General features: G+C 66.0%; 22 protein-coding genes and 2 pseudogenes. 10 read left to right on the top strand and 14 right to left on the bottom strand.

The features are described from left to right. Positions 1 to 463: 463 nt before the first annotated feature. The 6 genes and pseudogenes from WAW17_RS25855 to WAW17_RS25830 all read right to left on the bottom strand — a co-directional run. Positions 464 to 884: pseudogene (locus WAW17_RS25855) on the bottom strand (glycosyltransferase family 1 protein); the annotation flags it as partial. 8 nt (positions 885 to 892) lie between these two features. Next, positions 893 to 2,332: an alpha,alpha-trehalose-phosphate synthase (UDP-forming) gene (locus WAW17_RS25850; RefSeq protein WP_422335727.1), complete on the bottom strand. Its 1,440-nt coding sequence runs from the start codon at positions 2,330 to 2,332 to the stop codon at positions 893 to 895. Beyond that, entirely contained in the window at positions 2,329 to 2,784 is a 456-nt protein-coding gene (locus tag WAW17_RS25845; RefSeq protein ID WP_422335726.1) for an STAS domain-containing protein, read from the bottom strand. Before WAW17_RS25845 ends, WAW17_RS25850 begins: the two co-directional genes overlap by 4 nt. 256 nt (positions 2,785 to 3,040) lie before the next feature. Continuing rightward, the gene (locus tag WAW17_RS25840; RefSeq protein WP_422335725.1) at positions 3,041 to 3,286 is read right to left on the bottom strand and encodes a CDGSH iron-sulfur domain-containing protein; all 246 of its coding nucleotides are present in this window, start codon (positions 3,284 to 3,286) and stop codon (positions 3,041 to 3,043) included. A 77-nt stretch (positions 3,287 to 3,363) separates the two neighbouring features. Next, entirely contained in the window at positions 3,364 to 4,758 is a 1,395-nt protein-coding gene (locus WAW17_RS25835; protein ID WP_422335724.1) for a wax ester/triacylglycerol synthase family O-acyltransferase, read from the bottom strand. A gap of 400 nt (positions 4,759 to 5,158) precedes the next feature. Continuing rightward, positions 5,159 to 5,605: a DUF6292 family protein gene (locus WAW17_RS25830; protein ID WP_422335723.1), complete on the bottom strand. Its 447-nt coding sequence runs from the start codon at positions 5,603 to 5,605 to the stop codon at positions 5,159 to 5,161. Between the two features lie 137 nt (positions 5,606 to 5,742). Between WAW17_RS25830 and WAW17_RS25825 the strand changes: the two genes are divergently transcribed. Together WAW17_RS25825 and WAW17_RS25820 are read left to right on the top strand one after the other, a co-directional pair. Continuing rightward, entirely contained in the window at positions 5,743 to 6,075 is a 333-nt protein-coding gene (locus tag WAW17_RS25825) for an ArsR/SmtB family transcription factor (RefSeq protein WP_422335722.1), read from the top strand. Beyond that, positions 6,072 to 6,551 (top strand): SRPBCC family protein, encoded by a 480-nt coding sequence (locus WAW17_RS25820; RefSeq protein ID WP_422335721.1) that lies wholly within the window; start codon positions 6,072 to 6,074, stop codon positions 6,549 to 6,551. The genes WAW17_RS25825 and WAW17_RS25820 overlap by 4 nt, the downstream gene beginning before the upstream one ends. Positions 6,552 to 6,653: 102 nt before the next feature. Here WAW17_RS25820 and otsB read toward each other — a convergent pair whose 3' ends face one another. Beyond that, positions 6,654 to 10,319, bottom strand: a complete 3,666-nt coding sequence (gene otsB / locus WAW17_RS25815) for a trehalose-phosphatase (RefSeq protein ID WP_422335720.1) — start codon at positions 10,317 to 10,319, stop codon at positions 6,654 to 6,656. Positions 10,320 to 10,607: 288 nt separating this feature from the next. Between otsB and WAW17_RS25810 the strand changes: the two genes are divergently transcribed. The 3 genes from WAW17_RS25810 to WAW17_RS25800 are packed head-to-tail and all read left to right on the top strand — an operon-like array spanning position 10,608 to position 13,350. Further along, positions 10,608 to 12,137: a DUF4389 domain-containing protein gene (locus WAW17_RS25810; protein WP_422335719.1), complete on the top strand. Its 1,530-nt coding sequence runs from the start codon at positions 10,608 to 10,610 to the stop codon at positions 12,135 to 12,137. Further along, the gene (locus WAW17_RS25805; protein ID WP_422335718.1) at positions 12,137 to 12,673 is read left to right on the top strand and encodes a flavodoxin domain-containing protein; all 537 of its coding nucleotides are present in this window, start codon (positions 12,137 to 12,139) and stop codon (positions 12,671 to 12,673) included. Before WAW17_RS25810 ends, WAW17_RS25805 begins: the two co-directional genes overlap by 1 nt. After that, positions 12,670 to 13,350, top strand: a complete 681-nt coding sequence (locus WAW17_RS25800) for a hypothetical protein (protein WP_422335717.1) — start codon at positions 12,670 to 12,672, stop codon at positions 13,348 to 13,350. The genes WAW17_RS25805 and WAW17_RS25800 overlap by 4 nt, the downstream gene beginning before the upstream one ends. Here the strand turns inward: WAW17_RS25800 and WAW17_RS25795 are convergent. Continuing rightward, positions 13,328 to 14,287, bottom strand: a complete 960-nt coding sequence (locus tag WAW17_RS25795; RefSeq protein WP_422335730.1) for a magnesium transporter CorA family protein — start codon at positions 14,285 to 14,287, stop codon at positions 13,328 to 13,330. The two genes, WAW17_RS25800 and WAW17_RS25795, sit on opposite strands and share 23 nt — an antisense overlap. Before the next feature lie 239 nt (positions 14,288 to 14,526). Between WAW17_RS25795 and WAW17_RS25790 the strand changes: the two genes are divergently transcribed. Next, the gene (locus WAW17_RS25790) at positions 14,527 to 14,778 is read left to right on the top strand and encodes a PLDc N-terminal domain-containing protein (protein WP_422335716.1); all 252 of its coding nucleotides are present in this window, start codon (positions 14,527 to 14,529) and stop codon (positions 14,776 to 14,778) included. Between the two features lie 15 nt (positions 14,779 to 14,793). Here the strand turns inward: WAW17_RS25790 and WAW17_RS25785 are convergent, their stop codons facing one another. After that, positions 14,794 to 14,967 carry a hypothetical protein gene (locus WAW17_RS25785; RefSeq protein WP_422335715.1) on the bottom strand — a complete coding sequence of 58 codons (174 nt, stop codon included), beginning with the start codon at positions 14,965 to 14,967 and terminating at the stop codon, positions 14,794 to 14,796. A gap of 225 nt (positions 14,968 to 15,192) precedes the next feature. Here WAW17_RS25785 and WAW17_RS25780 point away from each other — a divergent pair, with 225 nt between their 5' ends. Both WAW17_RS25780 and WAW17_RS25775 read left to right on the top strand, forming a co-directional pair. Then, the gene (locus WAW17_RS25780; RefSeq protein ID WP_422335714.1) at positions 15,193 to 15,471 is read left to right on the top strand and encodes a DUF1918 domain-containing protein; all 279 of its coding nucleotides are present in this window, start codon (positions 15,193 to 15,195) and stop codon (positions 15,469 to 15,471) included. Between the two features lie 98 nt (positions 15,472 to 15,569). Continuing rightward, positions 15,570 to 16,466, top strand: coding sequence for a universal stress protein (locus WAW17_RS25775; protein ID WP_422335713.1), 897 nt, complete (start codon positions 15,570 to 15,572; stop codon positions 16,464 to 16,466). A gap of 15 nt (positions 16,467 to 16,481) precedes the next feature. Here the strand turns inward: WAW17_RS25775 and WAW17_RS25770 are convergent, their stop codons facing one another. Together WAW17_RS25770 and WAW17_RS25765 are read right to left on the bottom strand one after the other, a co-directional pair. Next, positions 16,482 to 16,841: a universal stress protein gene (locus WAW17_RS25770; protein ID WP_422335729.1), complete on the bottom strand. Its 360-nt coding sequence runs from the start codon at positions 16,839 to 16,841 to the stop codon at positions 16,482 to 16,484. 45 nt (positions 16,842 to 16,886) lie between these two features. Continuing rightward, a pseudogene (locus WAW17_RS25765) lies at positions 16,887 to 17,321 on the bottom strand (universal stress protein); the annotation flags it as partial. 193 nt (positions 17,322 to 17,514) lie between these two features. On the opposite strand from WAW17_RS25765, the gene WAW17_RS25760 reads away from it, so the two are divergent. After that, positions 17,515 to 19,557, top strand: coding sequence for an erythromycin esterase family protein (locus WAW17_RS25760; RefSeq protein WP_422335712.1), 2,043 nt, complete (start codon positions 17,515 to 17,517; stop codon positions 19,555 to 19,557). On the opposite strand, the gene WAW17_RS25755 is transcribed toward WAW17_RS25760, so the two are convergent. From WAW17_RS25755 to WAW17_RS25745, 3 genes are all read right to left on the bottom strand, one after another. Continuing rightward, positions 19,539 to 20,693 (bottom strand): site-2 protease family protein, encoded by a 1,155-nt coding sequence (locus WAW17_RS25755; RefSeq protein WP_422335711.1) that lies wholly within the window; start codon positions 20,691 to 20,693, stop codon positions 19,539 to 19,541. The two genes, WAW17_RS25760 and WAW17_RS25755, sit on opposite strands and share 19 nt — an antisense overlap. Before the next feature lie 16 nt (positions 20,694 to 20,709). Further along, on the bottom strand, positions 20,710 to 21,861 hold the full coding sequence (locus WAW17_RS25750) for a serine hydrolase domain-containing protein (RefSeq protein ID WP_422335728.1): 1,152 nt from the start codon (positions 21,859 to 21,861) through the stop codon (positions 20,710 to 20,712). Between the two features lie 271 nt (positions 21,862 to 22,132). After that, positions 22,133 to 23,029, bottom strand: a complete 897-nt coding sequence (locus WAW17_RS25745; protein WP_422335710.1) for a universal stress protein — start codon at positions 23,027 to 23,029, stop codon at positions 22,133 to 22,135. Between the two features lie 412 nt (positions 23,030 to 23,441). Here WAW17_RS25745 and WAW17_RS25740 point away from each other — a divergent pair, with 412 nt between their 5' ends. Continuing rightward, positions 23,442 to 24,860, top strand: coding sequence for a wax ester/triacylglycerol synthase domain-containing protein (locus WAW17_RS25740; RefSeq protein ID WP_422335709.1), 1,419 nt, complete (start codon positions 23,442 to 23,444; stop codon positions 24,858 to 24,860). Positions 24,861 to 24,993 lie beyond the last annotated feature (133 nt).

The following is a 24,993-nucleotide window of genomic DNA, read 5'->3' as shown; positions in this document are numbered from 1 at the left end:
TTTCCACCACCACGTCGCTCGTTTGCGGGGTATGGAGTCGACGATGATCAGTCGGCCCCAGTCGGGGGTTTCGCATGGAGGGGCCACGGCTCTCACGCCATTCGATCGCAATCTCTTCGACGGCTTTGGTGCTCATCGGGGCCTGTAGTACTGCTGCGGCCTTCGGACAGCCACGGGGCAAGGTAGCGCACCGTCGCCCGGTTGGTGTCGGAGTCCCGGACTGCATTCTCGAGTCCGATGGTGATGTGGTTGTCCGATGCGCCAACGCAATTCGGTTTGATCGGCGATCGGTGAGCGGTGAGCGGTGAGCGGTCGCGTCTGCCCCGGGATGCGCTGACGTGATCCGGGTACGGAGGTAGACCCGGTTCGGACGGTGAGTACCAGTAGGCGATGGTGGCGGCCCGCCGGGCGGCGCCGCTGGATGTCCTGGGCGCGCGCATGCGAGCACGCATCGTGCAGGATCTCGGCTGCAGTACGATTCGATCATTGACGCCACACCTGCCGTGAGCGTGACCAGTTCCGTGGCTGCGGGAACCAGGATGTCGAGCACCGCGAGGTGCCGTTGTGGGGTCGGGATGGTGCGGATTACGCAGATCGTGGACTGTGTACCCCAACGGCTCTCCGCGAGAGTCCAATTCGTGGACGATGCCCTTCAGGAGAACCGGCTCGATCGCATCGAATCCGAAATGGATATGGAAGGCGTCGAATTCATGATGATGCCGGCGAATCCAGTCGGGGTGCAGCATCAACGGCGGCCACCATCCGCCCGCGACCTTGCGGCCGTCGGCCGGTGCCGAATGTGCATGTGTGAAGCAGACGCCGACGCCACCCGAATCAGGTTCCGATTCCTCCGTCGTGAACGTGCGGGGAGTGCCGCGCGCGATCCCGCATGCTAATCGCGGGGGGACGGCACCAGGGATTCGAAGAACGACTGCGCCCACCGATGGACATCGTGCTCGAGCACCTGCCGGTGAAGTTTCGCCATCCGGCGCCTGCCCTCCGCCGGATCCTGCTCGAGCGCCGCGACGATCGTATTCTCGACGCCGTCCAGATCGTGTGGATTCACCAGATAGGCGCCGCGGAGTTCGGCTGCGGCACCCGCGAACTCGCTGAGAACCAAGGCTCCGCCGAGATCCGCCCGGCACGCCGCGTACTCCTTCGCGACAAGATTCATGCCGTCACGCTTGGGTGTCACGAGCATGACGTCGGCCGCCAGGAACAGTGCAATCAGCTCACGGCGATCGACCGGCTGATAGAGGTAGTGCACTACCGGCTTGCCGATCTGTCCGTGATCGCCGTTGATACGGCTGACCTGTTCCTCGATGGCGCTACGCATTCGCATGTAGTGCTCCACACGTTCACGGCTCGGCGTCGCGAGCTGCACCATCACCGTGTCGGACGGATCGAGGCGGCCGTCGTCGAACAGTTCGCGGAGCGCCTCGAGCCGCAGGTCGATACCCTTGGTGTAGTCGAGACGATCGACCCCGAGCAATATCTTCCGCGGATGACCGAGCTCCTGCCGGATCTCGGCGGCTCGGGCCACGACGGCCGGATCACTCGCCTCCTCGACCAACTGCCGGGCGTCGACGGAGATGGGGAAGGCGCCCACCCGCACCTCGCGGTCGCCGTACTGCACCTTGCCGAGAGCGCTGCGCACACCCACACCCGCGGTGCTGGCCTCGAGTCCCAGCAGCTTGCGCGCCAGGTAGAGAAAGTTGTTGGCACCGCCCGGCAGGTGAAACCCGATGAGATCGGCGCCGAGCAGACCCTCGACGATCTCCTTGCGCCACGGTAGCTGCATGAACAGCTCGACCGGAGGAAACGGGATATGGAGGAAAAACCCGATGGTCAGGTCGGGTCGCATCTGACGTAACAGCCGGGGGACCAACTGAAGCTGGTAGTCCTGCACCCAGACCATGGCCCCCTGGTCCGCCGACCGCGCCGCTTCCTCCGCGAAATGACGATTGACCGAGACGTAGGTCTGCCACCACCCTCGATCGAACACGGGGGCTTCCAGCACGTCGTGGTACAGCGGCCACAGCGTCGCGTTCGAGAAGCCTTCGTAGTAGTGCTCCACCTCGCTCGAGCTGAGCTCGACCGGGTACAGGTGCATACCCTCCGACACCATTGGCTCGACCTTGGCGTCCGGGACACCCGGCCAGCCCACCCACGCGCCGTGCCTGCGGCTCAGGATCGGCTCGAATGCCGTGACGAGGCCCCCTGGACTGCGCTTCCAGCGCGTCGTCCCGTCGGGCAGCGATTCCAGGTCCACAGGAAGTCGATTCGCCACGAGGACGAAGTCGTACAGTTCCGAAGGCGCGTTCTCCGTCACGCCGAGACTCCGTCGCTACGAAGTCCCCCCGCAACATGGTGGAACGCATCGTCGAGCGTCGGGAAGTAGGGAACGACGTTGTTCAGTTTCATCGCCGTCAGCGGCCGGCGCACTGCGGTGTTGCCGGTGACCGCCCAGGGCAGGCCCAGTCGGCGCGCACGGGCGGCCATGATTTCCAACACCGAAAGCGCTGAAGCGCAAAAAAACTGGACGTCCGTCAAGTCGAGAACGAAGGGCTGTCGATCATTGAGCGTCTCGTCGAGATGGATCCCGAAGGACCCGACTGTCGTGACATCGATGTCGCCGGAGATCCGGAGAGCAAGGATCCCGTCGGTACCGGGAACGTAGCCGAACGCGAGACGGCCGTGTTCCGGTTCGGTTTCCCACTCGAACAATGCCGAGTCCGGGAAAGCATGGTCCAGTCTGGGTGCTCGACTCAGAACGGATTTCATAGAGACTCCTCACGGTGGAGCGAACGAGGGAGACAGGCTCGGAAGGTGACGCGCACACCGCGCCTGTCCGTTCCGGCTGGGAGCTCAACCGTGCAGAGTCCTCACGTTACCCCATTGCGGCAAAGAGATTGCGGCAAAGAGGGCGGGAGGTGCGCTCGTCATGTCATGACCGGCCGGTGGGGGTACTGAATCCGACTGTGGCCGCGAATATCACATCGTCGATGTCACATGCGGTCGCTGCATCCGACCGGTCGACTCAGTGGTGTTCGTCAACTGCGGAGTCGGGTCGGCGGCGGAGCTTCTTCTTGTGGGAACTGTCGCAGAACGGTGCGATCGACGTGCGTCCGCACCGGCACAACGCGACCACGTTACGAGAGTTCCGAATGAGGTTTCCGTCCGTGTCGAACAACTGCGCCGCACCGCGGACCAGTAACGGACCGTCCGCGCAGACGGTGATCGTGACGTCGCCTTCGGAGTCGACCGAATCGGGAGAGACACTCATCGCACCAGCTTACTTGCGCAGTTGTCCGATTCCGCGCCATAGGCAGCGCTCACGAGCTGAAGCGGAGCCGGCACCTGTCATCGCCGCCGTGATCCGGCCACGGTGACCGCGTGCTCGAGATCGGTCAGCGAGGTTTCGAGATGTGTGATGATCCGTTGGAGATGTGGAACGGCATGCCGGTCACCGACGACGCCCACATCGAGCTGTCCGGCCCTACTGGTGACGGTGATGCTCAGCGCCTGGCTACCGAGAAGCGTCGGCAGCGGATACACCGCGTCGAGTCGGGCGCCGTTCCAGAATCGTGGACGCGAAGGTCCGGGCACATAGGAAATCATCACGTTGAACGGCGGCGGGGCATCATCGATGAAACGCCGAATCGGATCCAGGAGGATGGGACTGATCGACAGTGCGCTCAGCAATTGGAACTGGGTATGGCTCAACGTGCCGAACAATCGGTTGGTGTGCTCGATCGAGTCGCTGATGCGCGAGAGCCGGGCGGCGGGGTCGGGCACGTCGGTGGCCAGTCCCACGAGCATCGCTCCCATACCACCGACGCGGCCACCCGGTCCGATGCTGCTGCCCCCGACGTCGAGTGGTCCTGGAAGCATTGCTGTCAACGGCGACTCCGGAAGTGCGAAGTGATCGAGGAGATAGCTTCGCAGGGCGCCGGAACACATCGCGAGCACCACCGCGTTGACCGTGGTGCGCGAGGCTTTCGCGACCGTCAGCAGACGGGTTACCGGCCAGGATTGCGCGGCAACTTTCCTTGCACGGCCGACCGGGACGTTGAGCATCGTCGGTGGCGACTGTAGCGGCAGCGTGAACCGATGGTCCCGCAGACCGTGGTACGCAAAATTGGCCAACGCGGGCAGGGTGCCAACCGCACCGCTCACGGCGCGGACCCCTGCCCGAAGAGCCGCCGCGGGCGGTCCTTCACGATGATGTGTGCGCTGGGCGACGCCCGGGGTCCACGGAGCCTGGCAGTCCCGGGTGCGGGGGTCGGGGGAGAGAGCGTGATGGAGCAACCGCAGTCCGTTGGGCCCGTCGGTGAGGGACAGGTGCATCTTCGAGTAGATCGCCGTGCGTCCGTCCGCGAGTCCCTCGATGATGTGCACTTCCCACATCGGGTGCTGCGGATCGAGTGGCATACCGTGAATCTGCGAGACCAACGCGAGCAGATCCTCCATCCGTCCGAGGCCCGGCACCGCAGTGTGCCGCACGTGATACTCGAGGTCCACGCTTTCCTCATGCGACCACCAGGGATAGCTCGCTCCCCGGAACGGTCGCACAGGCAGCCTGCGGAACAGCTCCGCCACCTCTTCGTGCGACACCAAGTCCTCGTACATGAGCCGGGCGTGATCGGATCCCACATTCTCCGGCGGCTCGAACAGTTGCAGGGCGCCCACATGCATCGGATGTGACGGCGTCTCGAGCAGGACGAACACGGTCTCCGACGGACTCATCACAGACATCCAGCGCCTCTTTTCCCAACGACCGCCTGCCGGGCCGGCCCTACCGCGTTCGACATAACCAGAGTAAGCAGAGCACGAAACCTTCCGCCGCAGGCCGTTTTCGCGCCGCCCGATGTCACAGAGGTCTACTTGGACGGCCCCGTGCATCATTGGGCGACGTCCGCGGGTGCGGAAGGCTGGGCGACATCCGCGGGGCCGGACAGTGAGAGGCGTCAGTGCAGGCGACGGGACGGGCAGGGTGCGCTCGTCCGCGCGAGCGCAGTGCGGACGACGATTGGCGGACGATCTGGTGGGTACCCCGAGAACACGTCGCGGTCTTGCCCGGGCACGACTCCGGCCAGGTCTCGTCGGTTGAGCCCCACAGCCGATGAGACCGCGCCTCGCGCGTGAGCGACGATCATCAGGGACGTCTGATCACGCGGTCCCGCCGGCCATCACCCGCGTATTCCGTCCGGATGCGGGGGCAGTCCTCGGTGGAGGGCGACCCGATCGTTTCAGGGATTCGGCCGGGGAGTGCGGGTGTGGACTGACAGTATTCCTCGATCATCTCGGCCGCACGGTCGGCGCACTGCACCGGCCCGGGCATCCGGCCCAGCCCGAATCCGTCGATCACCACGACGGAACGACGTCCGAGTCCTTCGGCTCCGAGAGACCAACCGAAACTGCGGTTCCACATCATCACCGCATTGCGCCCGGGCAGGTAGTGCAGCCGGAAGGGCAGTACGAGGACGGCTTCGGCGCCGTCGGTCTTCCACCAGTCCACGGAGTCGGCATGCACGCACCGAGCCACGGCGTCGATGTAGTCGCTGACGGTTGTCGTGTCGGCGACGCCGGTTCCACGTCTCATCATCCACCGCCTCGGCTCGTAGACGTGTGTCATACCCGGCCCGCAGACGGTTGAAACTTCACTCACGTCGAATCGAAGGAACGGGGGTCTTCCAACGACCGTTGACGAGCGGCAGGCGACGTGCAACACTAAACCGAATGGTTCAGCATTCGCATCTCGACACGTCGTTCGCGGCGCTGTCGGACCCGACCCGCCGGGGGATCCTCGAGCACCTGACCGGCGGCCGCGCGTCGGTCAGCGACCTGGCAGTCAGATTCGAGATGAGCATTCCCGGCATCACAAAGCACATCCGAGTCCTCGAGGAGGCCGGTCTGGTAGTCACCGAAAAGAAGGGCCGCGTGCGGTACTGCACGATCGGCGCCAACCCCCTCGACCGCGAGGCAGCATGGATTCGCGACTACCGGCAGGTTCTCGAAGAGCGTCTCGACCGCCTCGGGGCATTTCTCGATCGAACGAAGGAACCATCATGACCACTCCGGGAACAACTCTCGCCACCGTGACCACGCCCACCGAGCGTGAAATTCACATCGAACGGATCTTCAACGCACCCCGCGACCGCATGTGGGCGGCGTTCACCGAACCGGAACTCCTTGCTCAGTGGTGGGGCCGCGGAAACAGACTCGACATCGAACGCTACGAGTTCGAGCGGGGCGGCCACTGGCGCTTCGTCGAACACTCCGATGGCGAAACTCACGGCTTCGAAGGACGATTCCGCGAAATCACCCCGAAGGAACGCATCGTCCAGTCCTTCGAATGGGACGGAATGCCCGCCCACGTCGCCATCGACACCACCACGTTCGTAGACCTCGGCGACGGGCGCACCAGGCTCGTCACCGACAGTCAGTTCCACACCTCCGAGGAACGCGACGGGATGTTGCAGTCCGGTATGGCGGACGGCCTCAACCAGGGTTATGCAGTTCTGGACAGGCTGCTCGACGCCGGGTGACCGACGGCGGACGCGTCGTCGCTCGTCGTCCGATGTCGCGGGGCGGCCGGGGGCGGGTGCGGAGTGAGCGGCGGATGCGGCGGGCCGGGGGTGACTCCGTGATCAGGTCAGGCTCACCGTGCATCCCGGCCGCAACACCGCGACTCGATCGCGACACACGATCTCGATCGGACGTTCGTTACCGGTTCCGGCGCTGACCTGAACGGTGCGGCCACTGATCGTCAACCGCAGCTGATGGCCGCGGTACAGGACGGGAAATTCGAGGGCGCCGAGCCCCTCTGGCCACTGGGGGGTGAGCACGAGGCGGTCACCGCGGGTTTCGAGTCCACTGAAACATCGCTGCAGCAGATCGACACTTCCGGCCATGGCCGCCAGATGAATGCCCTCCGCGGTGGTGCCGCCCTGGATGTCTGCGACATCGGACTCGAGTACGAGTTCGAAGAACTCCATGGCCCTGTCCCGATTGGCTCGGGCCAGCACCCACGAGTGCACCACCGCGCTGAGGGTGGACCCGTGCGAGGTGCGTGCGATGTAGTAGTCGATGGTGCGCGGAATTGCCGCGGGCTCGAATGGATACCCGAGCCGGTCGAACAAATCCCGTAACTCGTCCGCGGACAACAGATAGAAGAGCATGAGCACGTCGGCCTGCTTGGACGCCCGGTAACGGTTGACGTCGTCGCCCTCCGCCTCGAGTATCCGGTCCAGTCGCTGGATGTTGCCGTACCGTTGCCGGTACGCGTCCCAGTCCAGTTCCAGCAGATCGCCATATCCTTCGAACTGGCTGATGACCTGGTCGTGGAACGGGACGAACATTCGGCGGCTGATATCTGCCCACCGCGCCATTTCCTGTGCGTCCAGGGCGAGGGACTCGCACAGAGCCGAGCGGTGCGGCAACGGAATAGCATCCAGCGCTTCGATCGCACGCAGGATCACCCAGGTCGCCATCACATTCGTATAGGCATTGTTGTCGACACCGGCGTGCGGCGAATCGGGGTAGCCGGAATGGAATTCGTCCGGACCCATGACGCCGCAGATGGTGTATCGGCGCCGTGTGCGATCGTAGGTGGAGAGACTCGCATAGAAGCGGGCGATCTCCACCAGCATCTCCGCGCCGGCCCCGATGAGAAATTCCAGGTCGCCGGTGACCTGGTAGTACTGCCACACGTTGTAGGCGATCGCGATTCCGATGTGGTGCTGGCGCCAGCTGGGATCCGGCAGCCAGCGTCCCGAAAGGGGATTGAGGTGCAGCTGCTGACTTTCTTCACGTCCGTCGCTGCCGGACTGCCACGGGAACATCGCGCCGCGGTAACCGGCGGCACGCGCCGCCCGCCGGGCCTCGGGCAGTCTGCGGAAGCGGTAACGCAACAGGGACCGGGTGAGTTCCGGTAGCCGCAGATTCAGCACCGGGAACACGAACAGCTCATCCCAGAAGATGTGTCCCCGGTACGCCTCACCGTGCAAGCCGCGTGCCGGAACGCCGACGTCGAGGTCGGCGGTGTTCGGTGAGGCCGTCTGCAACAGTTGCATCAGGTGGAACCGGACGATGCGCAGTGCGTGGTCGTAGCCCGTGAGTTCGATGCCCACGCGATCCCACAGATGCTCCCAGGCCAGCGCATGGCCGTCGAGCACCTCGTCGAACCGGCCCAGGCCGGCAACCCAGCGGGTCGCTGCGTCCGCCGGCTCGGACACGGCATGATCACGTCCCGTGAACACGGTGACCATCTTCTCGAGCGTCACCGACCGGCCCGCATCGAGGTCGACCGTGATGTCGTGTCCGATGCGGCCGCCACTGTTGAACAGCAGACGATGGCACACCACGTGTGCATGGCTGGGCCACACGGTGTTCCGGGCCGCCATGGCGACCGGGATCCGGGATCGATTGGTCTGCATCAGCAGCAGCACCGAGTCGGAGGACAGCTCGGTGGCGCTCAGCGGCTCGAGGTGGTCGCCGGCCAGGTCCCGGTAACGTTCGACGAGCGTGTTGCGCACGGTGCCGTCGAGTACCGAACGTATCTCGAGCCGGCCGGACCAGTCTTCCGCAACGATCGTGGTCTGCAGGGCGCAGACGTGGGGGAGGTGCATCGCGACGAACCGCCGCTGGATGACCGACGTCGTGCGCCCGGCTCTGTCGCGGAACCGTAGCCGTCGGGTGAGCACCGCGCGGCGCAGATTGAGGTACTGACGGTATTCCAGCAGGTCCGCGGAATCGACGTCGAACCACTCTTCGCCATCGATCCGGAACGTGGTTGCCAGCCAGTTGGGCAGGTTCACCATGCTCTCGTTCACGAGGGTGATCCCCGACCGGTCCTCGCGGAGGCGGTTGTAGATGCCGGCCGCATACGTTCCGGGATAATGCACTGCGCCGGCATCACTCTCGGGTGCGCAGCCGCGCGTGGCGAAGAACCCGTTACCCACCGTGCAGAGGGCTTCCCTCAGTTTCTCGGTCGGCGGGTCGTAGCCTTCGAAGAACACCATCCAGGCGTCGGCCTCGGACGCGGACTCCGGATCACGGCGGAGCAGATCGGCCAACCGCTGCAACAGTTCACGTACCTGTTGCGGCCCGTTCACTGCGAACTGCGCCGCAGATCGCCGATCTCCCCCCTCGTTGTTGCGGACCACGATCCCCACCCCGCTGCCCGCCACGGCATCGAACGCATCCTCATCGGTGATGTCGTCACCCACATGGATCGGGAGTACGGGTTCCGTGTCGTGGAGATGCTGGAGGACCCACTGCAGCGCCCGGCCCTTGTCCCAATCGATGTCCGGGCGAATTTCGACAACTTTTCGTCCGGCCGTGACGCGGAGCCCCTCCGCCCGGCCCGCGGCTTCGTATACCGCGGCGACCACTTCGTCCTCCCGTCCGGCGTCGACGTTGCGATAATGCACGGCCACCGTGAATCGTTTGTGTTCCACGAGAACTCCCGGCACGCCGCGGAGCCGCTCGTCGAGCGCGCGACCCTTCTCGGCGATGATCGGTGCCACAGCAAGAGCCTCCGGGTTCTCGTAGTGCTGCCCGTCCGGTCCGAGAAGCTCGAAACCGTGGCTGCCTGAATACCAGATTCCGGGCATCCCCACACGGGCCCGGATATCGGGCAGGTCGCGGCCGCTGATCACCGCGACGTGGCACACACGTGCCAATCGGGAAAGTTCGGCTGCCACACCGTCGGCGAGTTCCGCAGCATCGGGATCGCGCACGATTTCGGCCAGCGTGCCGTCGAAATCGAGGAACACCGCGGGCCGTCGAACCCGTAGAAGGGTGGTGAGTTCATGGCGCGACGTCACGGCATCGGGAATCTCGGATAGTCGCCGGTCACGGGAACGGAGATCGATGTCGGCGGAGTCCGCGACCACCACGTCCGCGCCGGCGCGCCGCAACCGGTCCGCACTTCCGGCACGTTCCACGCCGATCACCAGGGCGAACCCGTCGCTCCGTGCGGCGGCCGCGCCCGCTTCGGTTGCCGTGACGACGACCGCGCGCGACGGCAAGGTGACGAGTCGGCGCGCGGCATCGAGTGGTGTCCCGTCCGGAACTCGGACAGGGAAGAGTTCGCCGAGTTCCGGGGCATCGAGCGCCGCCGAGACCCCCGGACCGGACGAGAAGGCCGCGGTGCCCACACCGGCGCTCCGCAGGTGGCGCACCAACGCGACCGTGGAGTCGTAGAGGGTGGGGGCGGTCGGTGCGGTGCCGTCGTTGATGTCGGCGATCACAGCGTCGAGGTCGAAGACCACCGCGTCGTAGCGGCGCAGATCGATTACCGGTTTCGTCATCTACAGCTCGCAACACCGTGCATGTCAGCCTGCTCTCTGCAGCCTCGCCCCTCTGGTCTCCGTGGTCTCCGATCTCCGTGCACTTGACCGAGGATCCCATGAGATGGGCAAAGAGTACGTCGGAAGTGAGGAAGTCGGAATACCGTGTAAGGAAGTCCCGACCGTTCGTCCCCACCATGTGTTCACGTCGCCGGCGGAGGGGAGCCTGCGGCGAGGACCGAATGGCCCGCACGATATCCGGCTCACTTGGCACACCGAAGCGAGGCGGCTCGATCAGGAGGACCGATTGTGAAGACCGGCAAGATCGTTCTACTCGTCATCGGGTGCCTCAGTGCCCTGATCGGATTCGCTCTTCTCACCGCGTCGGCCTTTCTCGGCTGGGCGTACTTCGCCCAACGCGACGACGGATATTTCACGTCCTCGTCGGAGCGTTTCGAGACGAGCGCCGGTGCGCTGGTATCGGATCGGATAGAACTGTTCGACGACGACGACCTGCCTGCGGGATTCAGTGCCGAGGATCTCGGCAGGGTGCTGTTGCGCGCCACCTCGGAAGACCCGAATCGGGAGGTCTTCGTCGGGATCGGCCCCCGCGACGAGGTGGAGAACTACCTGTCCGGGGTCGCGCGGACCGAAGTGACAGAGATCGAATTCGATCCGTTCCGCCCCACCTACCGGCAGATTTCCGGTGATCGAACTGCCGACCGGCCGGCGGACCAGACATTCTGGTCGGAGTCGGCGGCCGGGACCGGTACGCAGGAGGTGCGCTGGGACCTCGAGCGCGGTACCTGGATGATAGTGGTGATGAATGCCGATGCCACACCGGGGGTTTCGGTTGATCTGCAGGCCGGCGCGCATCTTGCCTTCCTCGGCCCCGTTGCTTTGGGCACACTGATCGGTGCGATCGTTCTGCTCGTCATCGGCATACCGCTGATCGTCGCGGGCGCGATGGGTCTCGGTCGGCACGGCCCACCGCAACCGCACTGGCCGGCGACGGGTGCTCCGACAGCCGTGATGGCCGCCCCCGCGAAACCGGTGCCGCCGCCGAGTAGCCGCCCGTACCCGGCGCATCTCATGGGCGATCTCGACGAGCCGCTGTCGAGATGGTTGTGGCTGGTGAAGTGGATAATGGTGATTCCGCACTTCGTTGTGCTGTTCTTCCTCGGTATCGCCTTCTTCGTCACGACGGTGGTGGCGGGGTTCGCGATTCTGTTCACCGGCCGCTATCCGCGGGGCATCTTCGACTTCAACGTGGGCGTGGTGCGCTGGATGTGGCGCGTGCAGTTCTACAGCTATTCTGCGTTGGGCACCGACAGGTATCCGCCGTTCACGTTGCAGCGCACCGATTACCCCGCCGACTTCGAGGTCGAGTACCCGGAAGGACTGTCCCGGGGTCTTGTTCTGGTGAAGTGGTGGCTGCTGGTGATCCCGCATTATCTGATACTGGCCGTTCTGGCAGGCTGGTTCGGCGGGTGGAGTGTCGGCGCCGGGGGTGCCGACGACGGAAACTACCGGAGCCCTTGGATTTTCGGTTCGGTACTCGGAATCCTGGTGCTGGTTGCAGCGGTCGTGCTGCTGTTCACCGGCCGTTATCCTACCCACGTGTTCGATTTCGTCATGGGGATCAACCGCTGGGCATATCGGGTGTTGGCCTACGCGGCGTTGATGCGCGACGAGTATCCGCCTTTCCGGCTCGATCAGGGCGGACGTGAGCCGCACGAATACGCCCCCGTGGACACCGTGGGCGGTCCTCCCGAACCCTCGGTGCAGGAAACCCCGCCTCCTGCCGAGAGCCCCGGACACTCCGAGACGACGACGTGATGAGGGTGCTCGTCGGCTACGCGAGCGCAAAGGGTTCCACCCGTGGGGTCGCAGAACGCATCGGCGCCGATCTCGACGCCGCGGGTTACTCCGTGGATGTGCGTGAGATCGCCGAGATCTCGGATGTCGGCGCCTACGGCGCAGTTGTTCTCGGCAGCGCAATCCACGGAGGGCAGTGGCTCCCCGAGGCGTCGGCCGCGATCGAACACCTCATTTCGAACCTCGAGCGCAAACCCGTATGGGCGTTCTCCGTGTCCTCCGTGGGCGCCACCAGCACGATCATCTCCACCTGGCTGGCGCGGCTTCTGCGCCGGGTGACACCGGAGCCGCGAACGGTTCAGTCGCTGCGCGGTGCCGCCGATGTGCGCGACCACCGGTTCTTCGCTGGGTCGATAGCACCGGGCGGCTGGTCGGGGTTCGGGGGAGTGGTGTTCAGGTTGATGGGTGGACATTACGGCGACGGCCGCGACTGGGGTGATATCGACCGGTGGGCCGCCGCCGTCGGCACGGAAGTGGATCGAGGCACACCACGGTGACCGCGCTCGGCTCCGGTCGATCGGGCTTGCGGGGCGCCCCGTCGCGAGGTTCGGCGCTGCTGGGGTGGACTGCGCTCTGCGCAAGCGCCGAAGCGATCGGCATGACCGCTGCCGCGCTGGCTGCGAAACTGTCTCAGCAGTTGCTCGGTCAGCACCCGCACGGCCGGGAAACCGCACTGGCGCTCGCCGTCGTCGTCGCGGGCGGTCTCGTCGAGGGGGTCGCACTCGGTGCGATGCAGGCGTGGGGCCTGCGGTGGCGCGTGCCTGGTCTGAACCTGCGTCGGTGGGTACTGATCACCACGGCTGTGGCCGGACTCGGCTGGGCCGTCGCCTCGATACCGGGTGTGCTGGCTGACGACGACAGCGGCGGATCGTCGCCCCCGCCCGGAGTTGTGGTGCTGGGCGCACTCGCCCTGGGTGCGGTGATGGGCACACTGCTCGGCGCCGCGCAGGCGAGTGTGCTACGCGATCACGCGCGCCGCCCCGGGCGGTGGATCCTGGCCAACGCAATGGCCTGGCCTCCCGCGATGGCCGTCATCTTCGTCGGCGCGACAACCCCGGACGGCAACTGGCCGGTAGCGACGGTCGCTCTCCTGGGTGCCGGCACCGGACTTGCCGCCGGTGCGGTCCTGGGACTGGTCACCGGGTGTTTCCTCACAACCAGCCTCGTCGTTTGAACACCACATACAGGAGTCCTGCGGTGGCGACGATGATCACGGCACTGGCGACGACCCCGCTGTAGTGCCCGAATCCAGGGTAGGGGATGTTCTGCCCGTACCAGCCGGTGACCGCGGTGGGTACGGCGATGATCGCGGCCCAGCCGGTGAGTTTCTTCATCACCGTGTTCAGGCGGGCGTCCTGGAGCGAAAGGTTGGTCTCGAAGATCGTTGTCACCATGTCGCGAAGCGACTCGGTCCATTCCGTCGCGCGAATCACGTGGTCGTAGAGGTCGCCGTACCAGCCGTCCAGCTCGACGGTATTGCCCTGCTCGACGCGGTGCCGCATCACGGCGTTGAGCACCTCCCGCATCGGCAACACCACCCGGCGCAGTTCCACCAGTTCCTTGCGCACCCGGTAGGTCTTCCGTTGGATGGTGCGGGTGTGCGCATGATCGTCGAACAGTCCGTCCTCGAGGTCCTCGATCGCGTCGTCGAGTGCCTGAATGGTGTCGAACTGACCGTCCACGACGACATCGAGGAGTCCGTGCAGCAGGGCAGACACACCCAGCCGCAGCAGATCGGAGTTGTCGTCCCAGCGCTGGATCACCTCTTCGATGTCGAATCCCGAGGGTGCGGAGTCATCCAGTTGTCGCACGGTCACGATGCCCCGCGGGACGACGAACGCGGAGATCCGGCTCGTGCGCAGTCGTGAATCGAGACTGCCCGCCGACGTATCGGAGTGGGACACCAGCCACGTCGCATACACCGTGAGGAAGGTGTGGTTGGCGTAGCGGGTGGCCTTCGTTCGTTCACCGTGCGCCACCGCGTCCTCGACCGCGAGCGGGTCGAACCCGAGTTCGTCCGCCACTTCGGTCAGTTGCCGATGATCGGGGTTGCACAGGTCCAGCCAGACGAGTGCGCCGTCCTCCTGCAGATACTCGGAGACTCTGCTCATCGGGTACTCGGTGGCGACGAGCCGACCGTCACGCCACAGTCGGGTGCGGACAGGATTGCGGATACCGGTGGTCACCTAGGCAGTCTGCCCGAGTCGAGGCGAGGTGTCCGCAGACCCCCGGGTGAGGGAAGGCGGCGACACTCCGAGACGGACCGAACCCGGGACACCTCGACGACGTTGTCCGACAATGATCAGTGAACGAAGTCGAGCGGTATCACCGGAAGAGGCTGAGGACGAGCATGCGCACAGGGAATTCTCGCCGGTCATGGTCGGAACTCACGAAGGGGCGGCGAATCGGACTGGTTGGACTGGCGGCAGTGCAGTTGTCGCTGGCCATCGCGGCCTGGGCCGATCTCGCGGCGCGAGATCCCCGAGAAGTCAACGGCAGCAAGAGGAAGTGGGCGGCGATTATCGCTGTCAACTTCATCGGACCGATCGCGTATTTCAGAGCGGGGATCAGCTCGTCGACACGTCGGCGGGCGGACAGCTGACAACCTGGCGGTGACTCATGCCGACGTCGACGAGCGCTGATCGAACATCACGCCCCGCCACCAGCCGGCCAGCGGACTCGGTTCGGGCCAGGCGATCAGGTCGTCGTCCGACGTTGCCGCAGGCGGTCGTTGCCCGGTCGTGCCGGCGGTACGGGATCTGGACGCGGACGGGATACGTGCAGGGTTCATATCGACTCCAGACGTGCGTGTTCCGTCTTCGCAGTCAACCTGCGACGCCGTGCCGGCAATAGGGTCTACCGTCACTTCGTTCGGCCACCCGGTTCTTCGTGTCCGGCGCTGCCGGCCGCAGCGGTGCCCAAAGCCTCTTCCCGCCGCGCCGCGCGAACGACACAATCGAACCCAGATGCCACATCACGCCGGCTCCGACCGGCCCTCAGCGCGGAGGAGGCGGCTATGCATGCGGAACCGGGGGACTGGCTGGTGGCGAAGGGCACCGTGGTCGACGCGCCGGACGAGGTGGGTCAGATCGTGGAGGTACGCGGGACGAACGGCGGACCGCCCTTCCTGGTGAGATGGACTCGTGACGATCGTGAGGCCCTCGTCTTCCCCGGCCCGGACGCGCATGTCGTTCCGGCTTCGGAGAAGGAGGAAGGGGACGCGCGTGCGCGCAAACGCATCGCCGAACTCCAGGAAGCTATCACCCGGAGGTCTTCCCCGGCGCCACGGACGTGAGAGGGTGGAAGTTCGGCCCTCACGCCGAACGCCCGAGATAGTGTGACTCGAGGGGCTGTCCGCGCCGCGGGACGGCATGACCACGGGAGTTGACGAAGATGAGTGTTCTCGCGCACCGCCAGTCCATCGTCGTCGGGGTCGACGGTTCGGAGATGTCGACGAAAGCGGCACTGTGGGCGGCGGCCGTCGCAGATCGCCGGTCCGCGCCGCTGCACCTTGCGCATGCGCTGCCCAACCCCGGATACCACTACAGCGAGGCCGCGCTGCTCTTCCAAGCGGAGTTCACTGATGCGGTCCGGAAATCCGCCGAGGACATCCTCGATCGCGCCGAAAAACGTGTGGCAGCGCAGTTCCCCGATCTTCGGGTGGCTCGGAGCACACACCCCGGTCCGGCGGGCCTTGCGCTCGTCGGACTGAGCAAACAGGCAGATCTGGTGGTCGTCGGATACTCGGGTGCGGGAGCTGTGGGGTCGCTGCTGACGGGATCGACCGTGCTTCGAGTGGTCAACCACGCGCATTGTGCGGTGACGGTCTTCAAGTCCGAGGGTGAGTGGGCTGCCCCCGATCATCGTCCGGTCGTGGTCGGTGTCGACGGCAGTGAACTCAGTCAGATGGCGATCGCAGAGGCCACGGAATTCGCGAGTCTGTTCGACGTCCAGCTTCTCGCGGTGCACGGGTGGGGCGCCGGCGACTACGCCGGACGTCAATCGGCGTTGACAATGGTGAATTGGGCGGTCGTCGAAGAAGAACAGCGAGTGCTGATGGCCGAGAACCTCGCCGGATGGAAAGATAAGTACCCGGACCTGGGTGTCACCAGCATCGTCGAACAGGAGAATGCGGCGCGGTTGATGTTGCGCCACGCGGAGGACGCACAGCTCATCGTCGTGGGCAGCCACGGCCGCAATCGACTGTCCGGGGCGATTCTGGGGTCGACGAGCCAGAATCTTCTCCACAACGCCACATGCCCGGTCATGATCTGCCGTCACGCCGACTAGAGGAAGACTGTCCGACTAGACGAAAACCACCGGGCAGGCCGCATGGAGGAGAACTGCGGCGGCGGTCGCGCCCAGCAGCCCCGACGGTGCACGCGTCCCACGTCCGATCACCAGCAGGTCGGCTGAGGACGACTGCTCGATCAGCGCGGGAGACGGCGGGTGGTGTGTCACCACCGGCTCCACCACGACCGCGGGATGGAGCGCCGTTGCCGGGCGTAACCACGAGTCGAGCCGACGAGCAGCGTCCGACGCGCTCGACGGGACCTGCCCGTTCGGGGCGCAATGGAGTGCACGCAGGTGTATTCCACGTGCGCGGGCCTGCCGGAACGCATAGTCCAGAACCCCTGGTTCGTCACCGGAACGGACACCGACCACCACCGGCCCGCGTGCTGGGTGGGGCCGATGTCCGACAACGGCCACCGGGCACCGCGACCGTGCGATCAGCGCTGCCGTGGTCACGATCGCATCGCTGGTGCTCGGAGAGGTTCTGGCGCCGAAGACGAGCAGTGCGGCGGGCCCGGCTGCCTCGAGGAGCACGGTGAAGGCATTGCCGGTCCGCATCTCCGTTCTGATCTCGGTGGCGCCGCCGGGTGCTTGCGCCGCTGCGATCGCGTGACGCACCACGTCCCCCGCCTGTGCGAGATGCACGTGGGCATCCTGGACGTGCTGCCGTTCGAGTTCGTCGCGCAGCACGGGGTCCTGGCCGGAGGCGGCGACGGGTTCGTGCACGGCGAGAAGTTGGATCGGAAGATGCTCGCGGAGGGCGACTTCGGTGGCCCAGACCGCGGCATGCAGAGCGTTCTGCGAACCGTCGATGCCGACGACAACGCGTTCTTGCGTGGCGGTGCTGCTCATTCGTCCAGCCCACCCGGGTCCGGGGTGCCCCGCAAGGGTCCACCGTCACCCGAACGGCCCCGCAGTGCCGACCGCGCCGGGCCGGGGGAAGGACCTTCGGCCCTGTCACGGCGGTGGCTGTGAGAGACACGATCGAGGTCAGGCCAGATGCACCCCGGAACCGCCGCAGGCGGGCAGCCAGGAGGCGGATTCCGTGAACGACTCCCGCAGCACGACGGCGCCGACGCCGGAGCACATCTTCCAGAACAGGCGGGAGGCGGGTCGGGTATTGGCCGGGCTTCTCGAGGCCTACAGAGGAAATCCGAAGGTCATCGTCCTCGGTCTCGCACGGGGCGGTGTGCCCGTCGCCTGGGAGGTAGCGGCGGCGCTGGGCGCACCTCTCGATGCTTTCGTCGTGCGGAAACTGGGAGTACCCGGGCACGAGGAATATGCAATGGGCGCGCTCGCGAGCGGCGGGCAGGTCGTGCTGAACGACGATACCGTGCGAGATCTGTCGATAACCCCGGAACAATTGCGCGCGGTGGTGGACCGGGAAGCGCGCGAACTGGTGCGCCGTGAAGCGGAATACCGGGGCGGCCGCCCACCGGCGGATGTGACAGACAAGATCGTGATTCTGGTCGACGACGGGCTGGCGACGGGCGCAAGTATGTACGCCGCCGTCGACGCCCTACGGCAGCAGCAACCGGCCGAGATCGTCGTCGCTGTGCCGGCGGCACCGGAATCCACCTGCCGTGACCTCGGCGCGATGGTCGATGACGTGGTGTGTGCGACGATGCCGTTTCCCTTCCGCGCCGTGGGAGCCGCGTTCTGGGATTTCACCCAGGTCACGGACGACGAGGTGCGGTCGCTGCTGCGGACACCGACGGCCGGCCGCACCGGGGCGCGGGTTCTCGAATTCACCTCGGCGGCCGGCGAAGTGCGGCTCGCCGCGATCGACGCCCCCGAGGGGGTGCCGAGCCGCAACGAACTGCTCGATCTCGTGGGCGACGCCCGCGTCGTTCTCATCGGCGAGAGTTCGCACGGGACGCACGAGTTCTATGCGGCCCGTGCCGAGATGACCCGGCGGCTGATCGAGGACTGCGGGTTCGACGCGGTGGCGGCAGAAGCCGACTGGCCGGACGCGTACCGGGTCAACCGGTATGTCCGAGGCCAGGGCGGCGACGCGACAGCGGAGGAAGCGCTCCGCGGATTCGAACGTTTCCCGTCCTGGATGTGGCGCAACACGGTGGTCCGCGAGTTCGTGGAATGGATGAAGGAACACAACAGCCGCGGCGCCGCTGCCGACGGGCACAGGGCGGGCTTCTACGGTCTCGACCTGTACAGCCTGCATCGGTCGATGCGGGAAGTCGTCGACTTCCTGCAGACGGTCGACCCCGAGGCCGCGCGGCGGGCACGGGCCCGTTACGCCTGCTTCGACCACGCCTCCGGAGAGGACGGCCAATCATACGGTTACGCCGCGGCATTCGGTGCCGGCGAATCGTGCGAGAGCGAGGTAGTCGCACAACTGGTCGATCTGCAGGGGCACGCGCTCGAGTATGTCCGCGCCGACGGCATGCTCGCCGAGGACGAGCTGTTCTACGCCGAGCGCAATGCGTGGAGCGTGCGTAACGCCGAGGAGTACTACCGCACAATGTTCAAGGGCAGGGTGTCGTCGTGGAACCTGCGCGACCGGCACATGGTCGACACCCTCGACGCACTGATCGGCCATCTCGATCGCCGATTCGGCTACCGGTCCCGCGTCGTGGTCTGGGCGCACAATTCTCATGTGGGTGATGCCCGGGCGACCGAGGTCGGCGGACACGGGGAGCTGACGGTGGGGCAACTGGTCCGGGAACGGTACGCCGGCGATTGTCGTTTGATCGGTTTCAGTACCTTCACCGGATCGGTCACCGCGTCCAGTGACTGGGGCGGGCCGGCGGAACGGAAGACCGTTCGCCCCGCGCTGCCCGGCAGTGTGGAGGAACTCTTCCACGAGGTGGGGAGAGATTCGTTCCTCGTCCGCACCGACAGGGGCGACAACGTTGCGCGCACACTCCGGACCGCGCGCCTCGAGCGTGCGATCGGCGTGATCTACCGGCCCGAGACGGAGCGGCAGAGCCACTACTTCCACGCCCGGGTCTCGGACCAGTTCGACGCGATGATCCACATCGATTCCACGCGTGCGCTCGAACCGTTGGAGCCCACGAGCCTGTGGGTGAAGGGTGAACGGCCCGAGACCTATCCGTTCGCCTTGTGACCGGTCACGGGTAGTCCGAGTGCCGTTCGGTCGCAGACCCGTAGGAGGTCTGTGGCGGTGATGATCCCGGTGAGCCGCTGACCGTCGACGACGGCGAGCAGATCGAGGCCGGGACGAAGCATCGCCCTGGTTATCACGGCCGCGAGCAACTCGTCGCCTCGGACGACGGCGCTCGGTGGCAGGGCCCGGGCGATGGATCCGATGGTGGTCCGTGCACGCACCGGGGGTGGTGTCCGGGACAGATCCGCAAGGGACACCACGCCCACGGGGTGGGCACGCGCGTCGACGACGGGGAAGATCCGATGGTGCACGGCCGTCACCGCGCCGGTCAGGAAGTCGTCGATGGTGCTGTCGGCGTATGCGACGACGGGTGCACGGGTCATCGCGTCGGCGACCCGCACGTCGCCCAATTGCTGAGTTGTCGAGGCGTTCATCAGTTCCGCGTTCGCGGCGCCCCGAAGGAACCAGCCGAGCAGCATCAGCCACAGACCTCCTGCACTGCCGAGCAGGATCGCCTCCGCCGCACCCAGCACGATCAGGATCAGTCCGAGCCCCCGACCACTCCGGGCGGCACTTGCGGTCGCCGCGAGCCGGTCGCCGCTGCGGCGCCACAAGAACGAGCGCAGTACCCGGCCACCGTCGAGCGGAGCCGCCGGCAACATGTTGAACACCGCGAGAATCAGGTTCGCGGTGCCGAGCCAGACGACGGCGGCGGTGATCACAGGGCTGGTCACCGGCTCGACTGCTGCTGCCACGGCGAGCGCGATCACGCCGATCAGCAGGCTGACGGCGGGACCGACCACGGCGATCCGGAAGTCCGACCGCGGATCGGGCGGGTCTTCGTGCAGTTCGGACATACCGCCGAGCAGCCACAGGGTGATGCGTTCCACCGCCACACCGTTCCGCCGGGCCACGACGGAATGGGCGACCTCGTGGGCCGCCAGCGACACCAGGAAGAGCGCGGCCGTCGCCGTTCCTGCCGACCAGTACTGCAGTGCCGGCCGGCCACCGAACTGGCCCGGAAGGATCGACACCGCCAGGAGTGATGTGAGAAGTGCCAGCGTCGCGAGCAGCGACCAGTGCACGTAGATTCGGATCCCCGCGATCCGACCGAACGAAACGGCACCCTTCAGCATGCGCTTTCCCTCCTGCTCACAGCCGCCGCGCGGTCGACTCGGCCTGTGCACCGAGCCGGGCCAGTCGGAGGTCGGCGAACGGTGTGAGCGTATTGCCCGGACGGTTCGTCACGAACGCTACCGACAGACCGGTCTCCGGGTCGGCGAACGCACCGGAGCCGCCGAGCCCGTAGTGGCCGAACGCGTGGGGAGACCGGGCGCGGCCGGCGACGAACGCGGAATGGTAGCCGAGGCGCCAGTTCATCCGGACGCCCAGCACGTAGTCCCGCGCCGTCGTCTGCACTTCACCGATCTGCTCGAGAGTGTCCTCGCGGAGGAACCGGCGTCCGTCCACCACGCCCTTGTTGGCGATCGCCGCGTACATCCGGGCCAGGGCGCGTGCACTGAAGACACCGTTCCAGCCGGGCATGACGTAATCGTGGATGGCGGGGTCGCGTACCAATTGGTCGAATCCCTCCGGCATCCCGGCATCCGCGATGTTCCTCAGCATCGGCATCTTCGACAGAGCGAACGACGACGCTTCCCAGGGCATTCCGAACGGGTTGATGCGCGGGAAGAGTTTCGCGATCCGGTGCCGCTCCTCCTTCGGCACGTGGAACCAGAATTCCGGAATCCTGAGCGGCTCGGCGATTTCCGTGCGCACCAGGTCGGTGAACGAGGTGCCGGTGGCACGCGTCGTGAGTTCCGCGACCAGCGATCCGTACGTCACGGCGTGATAGCCGGGCATGGAAGCTCGGCGACGGTCGGGTGCTGCTGACGCCAGGGCTTCGGTCATCACGCCGTGATCCAGGAGGGCGAGCCGTCCCGGCACCAATCCACGCACGCGGTGCAGACCGGCCCGGTGGCTCAGCAGTTCCCGGACCGTCACGGTGTCCTTGCCGGCGGAACCGAACTCGGGCCAGTAGTCCGCGACGGGGGCGTCGTAGTCGATCAGGCCCCGCTCCACCACACGGTGAAGCACGGTGCTCGCCACTCCCTTGCCGGTGGAGAAGGACACCGACACGGTGTCGTTCTGCCATCTGGTGGTGGGGGTGGCCCAACCCGACCAGATGTCGACCACGGGCTCACCGTGCAGATATACCGCGAGCGCGCCGCCGCCGTCCCGTGTCTCGGCGAAGAGCCGGAAGAACTGCCCCGCGAGTTCACCGAACCGGGGATCGACAATCATGACGGTCGGCGTCGTGATCGGCGGCAGCAGTGCAGCGGGCCGGGATGAAGCGGGCGGGGATGCAGTGCCGGGGAGTTCACTCTTCAGGATTTGGTGGGCAGTTGTCATGCTCGTACTTCTGTCACTCACTGGAGGCAGCTCCATTGCCGCCTCCCTCATCGAATTACAACGCCGGCGAACCGCCCGCGATTCCATTCGACTGCACGACGAAAGGTTCCGGGACCGTTCACTGCTCGAACGAAACTGGCCGCACCTCGATCGCGTAGGCGGATCAACGACGAACGACGAGTACGGGACAGTGAGTTGCGTGGAGCAGGCTGCGACTGGTCGATCCCAGGAGAAGCGACGTGAAGCCGCCACGGCCGCGACTGCCCGTCACCACCAGTTGCGCCTGCCGAGAGGATTCGACGAGGTGGTGGACGGGCCGGTCCCGGACGACGACCCTCTGCACTGACACGTCCGGATACTTGTCTTTCCATCCTGCGAGGCTTTCCGCCAGCACCGCTTCCTCTGCGGCGGCGATCGCGGACCAGTCCAGATCGCGGTTGTTCTCGTCGACCGCGAAGACCGTCGAGAGGTCGTAATCGCTCCAGGCGTGGACGGCGACGAGATCGGTTCCGCGCAGCGCCGCCTCCTCGAAGGCTGCCCCGATGGCCGGTTCGCTGCGCTCGGTGCCGTCGACACCGACCACGACAGGACCATCACGAACCTCCTCGATCTTGTCGGGCATCCCGCGGACCACCGCGACCGGACACGGTGAATGGGTGACAACTGCGCTGCTGACCGACCCGATCAGACCACCGGTCAGCTCACCGAGACCCCGTGAACCCACCACGACCATCGCTGCCGTTTCCGCCATCTCCAGCAGGGTGGCCGCCGCACTACCGTGCTTCAGCGTCGTGCTCACCGTGAGTGGCGCGCCGCCCGCGACCGTCGCGGCCAGGTCGGCGGCCGTTTCGAGCCGCTGCTTGCCGCGGAATTCGAGGCTCGAGTAGGTGCCGGCCGATAGATTGACCGCATCGCCGAATGTGCCGCGTGGTCGCACGACCGACGATGCCAGGACGAGTGGCAGCCGCCGCAGGATCGCCTCGGGCGTCGCCCAGCGCACGGCGTCGAGTGCGTGGGCGGAGCCGTCGACTCCGACGACGATGGGGGCGTGTGCGCGCATCGGGAATTCCTTTCGTCCGGACACCGGACCTCCAGCATCGGCCGGGTACGGCGACACGTGTAGGGCCTTAGGCCACTTCGGCCACGGCCCGCTGAGTGACGACCGTTCGCGCCGCACCCGACGCGGGCCGAAAGACCCTGTCGACACGGGTGCGGACAGGATCACACTGACAGCGGTACGGACACGATCCTGGCGGCCGGGCATACGCCTGCATGATCGCCGGAACGAGGAGGTGAACCGAGATGGAGCCGATGCACATGTTTCATATGTTCATGATGTGGCTACACGAGATGGGAGTTCTTCCACCGATGCACATGATGCCCATGTAGACATGCAGATGGCTGCAGTGGGACTGCGGCGCCACCCGGCCGCGAAAGACGGCCACCCTGCAGGCACCGGAAATGGATCGGATATGACGAAGACGAAGCCGCGATACATGGCGCAGACGGATTTCATGTCCTGGAGGATGGAAGAGGACCCGGTCCTGCGCTCGACGATCGTCGCAGTGGCGGTGCTCGACCGGAGCCCCGATTGGTCCCGGTTCGTCCGCATGATGCGGCGTGGCGTCGACGTGGCCCCGATCTTCCGGCGCAAGGTGGTCACCGATCGGCTCGGTGCGGTTCCGCCGCACTGGGTGGTCGACCCCGACTTCGACCTCGGCTGGCATCTGCGGAGGTTCACGTTGCCCGAACGAGGCGGGTGGGACGACGTCCTGGATTTCGCCCGGACCACCGGTATGTCGGCCTTCGACACGGCCCGCCCACTGTGGGAGTTCACTGTGCTCGACGGGCTCGAGGACGGGCGGGCTGCTCTCGTGATGAAGGTGCATCATTCCCTGACCGATGGCATCGGTGGAATGCAGATCGCCCGGGAGATCATGGATTTGACGCGTGAGGGCACGCCACGTGACGACACACCCCGCCCGTCGACAGTAGAAGGGGCCGAGGCCAACTCCTCCGTGGCGGACAGTCTGTCCTGGTACCGCGCAACCGGTGGTGCACTGGCCCGGCGGGCGGTGTCCTCGGCCGTCCGGGGAACCGGGAAGCTGTGGGCAGACCCGCCGGCCGCTGTACGAGAGGCGGCAGCAGTCGTGGGATCGACGGTCCGGTTCGCGCGGCCGGTGTTCTCGACCATGTCTCCGGTGATGACGGAGCGAAGCACGCGCAGGCACTACGCGGTACTCGACGTACCGATCAGCGGACTCGCCGCGGCAGCGGTAGCGGGAGGCGGATCCATCAACGACGCGTTCCTGGCGTCGATTCTTCTCGGGATGCGGCACTATCACCGCGCTCACGGCGCCGAGATACCGCCGGCGTTGCGGCTCACGCTGCCGATCAGCCTGCGCACCGAAGAGGATCCGCTCGGTGGAAACCGGATTACCCTGGCGCGCTTCGCATTACCCACCGATATCGATGATCCGGTCGAATTGATGGGACAGGTCCGTACGACGGTGGAGGCGTGGCGCACCGAACCCGCGGTGCCCCTGTCGTCCACGATCGCCGGTGCCTTGAACCTGCTCCCGGCGACATCGCTGGGGAACATGCTCAAGCACGTGGATTTCGTCGCGTCGAATGTGGTGGGCTCGCCCGTGCCACTCTTCATGGCAGGTGCGCAAATCGAGCGGTACTACGCCTTCAGCCCCACACTCGGGTCCGCGTTCAATGTCACGTTGATGTCCTACACGTCCGTATGCTGCATCGGAATCAACACCGATGTCGCCGCGGTTCCCGATCCGGAGCCGCTGACGTCCTCGATCGCCGAGGGCTTCCGCACGGTCCTGGCTCTGTGCACCGACGAGTCGGCCGACACCACCGTCGTTGTCGCCTCCTAGACCCAAGACCGTTCAGTTAGAGGGTTGTGCGGTATCGTGTCGGCGTGCCGCGTAGTGGATGGGTGAAGCCGGAGTCGGATCGTCGGCTGTCGGATCTAGTGTCGGTAGGGTTGCTGACCAGGGTGTTTCCCGC

The sequence above is a fragment of the Rhodococcus sp. (in: high G+C Gram-positive bacteria) genome, from assembly GCF_049286785.1.
Lineage (GTDB): Bacteria > Actinomycetota > Actinomycetes > Mycobacteriales > Mycobacteriaceae > Rhodococcus_F.
This window is presented reverse-complemented; position numbering and strand designations above follow the sequence as displayed.